The organism is Chryseomicrobium palamuruense (assembly GCF_042649045.1).
Taxonomy (GTDB): domain Bacteria; phylum Bacillota; class Bacilli; order Bacillales_A; family Planococcaceae; genus Chryseomicrobium; species Chryseomicrobium palamuruense.
Map to the genome: position 1 here is coordinate 1 of NZ_JBHSEF010000028.1, position 3,346 is coordinate 3,346.

Annotated in this window: 5 protein-coding genes; 3 read left to right on the top strand and 2 right to left on the bottom strand. The window is 35.7% G+C overall.

Annotation, left to right across the window (positions count from 1 at the left end; genetic code table 11):
* Positions 1-158: 158 nt before the first annotated feature.
* Entirely contained in the window at positions 159-821 is a 663-nt protein-coding gene (locus ACFO0S_RS14425) for a YiiX/YebB-like N1pC/P60 family cysteine hydrolase (RefSeq protein ID WP_378142806.1), read from the bottom strand.
* Between the two features lie 109 nt (positions 822-930).
* Here ACFO0S_RS14425 and ACFO0S_RS14430 point away from each other — a divergent pair, with 109 nt between their 5' ends.
* Complete coding sequence (locus ACFO0S_RS14430) at positions 931-1,347, top strand: hypothetical protein (RefSeq protein ID WP_378142808.1); 417 nt, start codon at positions 931-933, stop codon at positions 1,345-1,347.
* Positions 1,348-1,417: 70 nt separating this feature from the next.
* Positions 1,418-1,687, top strand: coding sequence for a hypothetical protein (locus ACFO0S_RS14435; RefSeq protein ID WP_378142809.1), 270 nt, complete (start codon positions 1,418-1,420; stop codon positions 1,685-1,687).
* Positions 1,688-1,991: 304 nt separating this feature from the next.
* On the opposite strand, the gene ACFO0S_RS14440 is transcribed toward ACFO0S_RS14435, so the two are convergent.
* Positions 1,992-2,543 carry a phospholipid phosphatase gene (locus ACFO0S_RS14440; protein ID WP_378142811.1) on the bottom strand — a complete coding sequence of 184 codons (552 nt, stop codon included), beginning with the start codon at positions 2,541-2,543 and terminating at the stop codon, positions 1,992-1,994.
* 246 nt (positions 2,544-2,789) lie between these two features.
* Here ACFO0S_RS14440 and ACFO0S_RS14445 point away from each other — a divergent pair, with 246 nt between their 5' ends.
* Positions 2,790-3,326 carry a hypothetical protein gene (locus ACFO0S_RS14445; RefSeq protein ID WP_378142813.1) on the top strand — a complete coding sequence of 179 codons (537 nt, stop codon included), beginning with the start codon at positions 2,790-2,792 and terminating at the stop codon, positions 3,324-3,326.
* Positions 3,327-3,346: the final 20 nt, after the last annotated feature.

The window sequence follows — 3,346 nt, forward strand, 5'->3', positions numbered from 1 at the left end:
AGGTCGTAGATGGGTACAGGCTTATTCACGCAATTGAGACTTCCTGATTTTGGTTAATCAACACGCGTGATACAAAATAAAATTAAAATTTTTTTCATTTTTTATCCTCAAGTCTAAAAATAAAAGAGAGGTTTGAACCTCTCCTTTATTGTTAAAATTTATTGTACTCTGTAAGTAGAGGCATCATTTTTTATGTCCACAGGCCAAACTGCGAGACCTCCATCGTGATCTAAATCTATACCTAAAGAGTTGTAGGCGGCCCATACTAATTGGGAACAGTACCATGCATTTGTAATTGTCTTATTATAAAAATCGTAATTATATGGTTCATTTAATTGAGCTTTTGCATAATTAACAGCTTTAGTTCTATTAGTTGAAGTGGTACTAACTCTATAAGCTTCTGCATCAGAATATCTTGATTTAAAAGATGCATTAGACCAATATCTTACTCCATCAGTAATTTGTCCATTATATTTTTGTCTTGTTCCCATAGCTTCAATAGTCGTGTATTGGTCCACGACTAATGCGACATGACCACCAATAGGCATGCCTGTCGAACTAGACCCACTTGCAGTATATAAAATATCTCCTGCTATACCCATAGATCCAGGCTCGGGTATTTCTAAAATTCCTACTTCGCTTTCCTCAAGACTATTACTTACATTTCCTTTAATAAAAGAATCATCTGTGTCTTTTATTCCTTTAGCATTCTCATTTTGATGTACATCGATAATTTGAGTTTCACTTGAAGCATGAACATTTTCCTGACTAAATGTGAGAGCGATAGCTAAAGTCATTATTCCCATTGATAACCTATTCATTATACAATTCCCCCTTTAATAGAAAATATAACATAATAAAAAGGAATATAGTATAATAAAAATGGAATTTATTTAAAGAATTCCAAAAAATAATCAGGGGGAATAGAAAATGAAGAAATTTTTTGTGTTATTAGTGATGGGGATATGTTTGATATGTTTCACACAACCAAATATTGGTCATGCTGAAACTGTTGGAACAGATAGTATAACCGTAGGGGATGGCGGTAATGCGGGGGCAGTCTCTACATCTTTAGAGATTGGAAAAGCCTCATCATCTACTTCGTGGATTAAAATTATAGACGGATCAACGAATTTGTATGTTAAATCTTATGGTGGAGCTATAATTGCTAGTGTATACTTTGTATACGCGTCAGGACCCGATATGCTTATAGAAAGCTTTTACATTAACTCTGGGAGTACTTTAAATAAAAATTTAAATTTAGTCCCAGGAACATACACGTTGGTATTAACAGCCAGTCCATATCCTTATAAAAATTCTTCTGGTTATGGTTATTTAACAAAATAAAATTAGCATTAAATATAACTTTACTAATTTGAATTTTTTGAAAGATTATATTTACAAAGGAGAGCCAAAAATGAAATATAGTAAAGTTTCTATAATATTATGTTTAATAGGGATAACCATTGCATATATGATTTTCCCCCCTTTCAATATAACTTTTGGGAAATGGACTTTATTAGCAATTCCTATAGGATTAACTATCTATTTGGTAGGGTTAATAGCTAGTATTCAAGCTTTTTTAAGAAAAGAATCAGGTTATATGAAATACTTTTCCCTATTATCAATAATTCCAGGTATATTATTAATTTTATTTTTGTCTCATGTTTTTGGTGGTGAAATTTAAATCATACTAAGTTTAGTATGAATCTAATCCAGGATGACTATATTTTTCTAATCCAATAAAGCAAAGCAGAGAGTTTTTATCAAAATGCCATTTGTTTTGTTTTCTTTTTAAAGGTATCTGTGCATAGAACTATTCAACACAAATTGCATAAACGAAGCAGTGATGTTGAATTGACATGGTTCTCTTTAGATATTTATTAAATTGTAGTATTTTGTCAGAATCGTTTTGTGTACAGGTACCTAAAAGGGGAATTGTGGTAACTGTAAACCAGGAGACGACACAAGTCTTCTGGCTTTTCCACTCTTTAAGATCTCTCCTTTTTCGAAAAATGAATCGCCGTCCACACCAATGTGATAATCAAAAACAGCTCGAATGCATTGGTTGCGGCGTCACTGCCAATATCGAGTGGCACCGCACTCCCGATGGTCATGGCGATAGTCCCGATGAGCATCCACCACCATTTCTTTTTCCACGCGAGCAAGATACTTGCAATCAATAACCCGACCAGGACAATCAAGATCATGGGAGGCGGTCCGGACGTTGTCTCTGCTGCAGCATAGCTAAGGACACCATACGATTCTTCTAACGTAAGCTCCAGCTCACGTAATTCCACTATAAATTCAACAACCGTTGCCACAATCCACAAAATCACGAAGGAAACCGTAAACCACGTCTTATATGCTACACGGATGCCTGCTTCTCGCAATACGAATAAAGAGAAGAGGATTAACGTCGGTGTCAATAGGGCATGAATCCAGAACCGAGCATAGCTTAGATTCTCGAGAAGCACACCTTTACCAATCCACTGTCCAATCGCTAAAATGAAGTTGTCATAGATGAGACCGATCACGGTCAAAAATAAAATAGCAGAAGCGGTCTTTCGGTGCTTCTACCATCCCCATATCAAAATCCCCACGTACGCCACTGCGAACAATCCAAATAGTAATGGATCCATGTCGAATTGCCTTCTCTATCTTCTTTCAACCTTATACCCTTGCCTCAACACATCCCCTTAAATTATTCGTATACACTTTGGATTTAAGGATAAAAAGGTGGGGTAAAAAATAGTGTATTAATTACATAATGTCAGGAGAGTGTATCGATGATTCATCATAAAAAGCATGAGAAGGTATTTGTGCCATTTTCAAACAATCGTCTATTTATTACGTTTACTCTTTTTTTAATTCTAGGACTTCCTGCGAGTTTTATTCCGGAAGAAACCTATGGGCGTTGGCTTATGATTAATACGGCGGTGGCAGTGGTTTTGACTGTCGTCAATTACATCCTATGGCGAAAGCATAAAGAGGACAGCAAACGATATTTTTCTTTGCACTCATTCGTGATGCTACTTGGGCTGGCTTTCTTCACGATGGCTCCCATTTTTAAAGGACTTTTTCCTTCTGTCTTTTTTTGGATGTTATTAATTGGCTTAACTTTATTCATCCTATTTTTATTTTCTAAGTCGGAAAATATTGCGCAAAGTCTACTGAATCCAAGGCTTAAAGGCTTTTCACTTATAATGTATAGCTATTTGGGAGTGGTGTTTTTCGCGGGAAGTGTACTCCTGGCTTATATGTTAGTTGCTAATCCCCCTCGTATATTAATAGTAAGAGCTCTTTCCAATAGAATTTCCAGTTGATCCGGACTTCTGGTGAATCT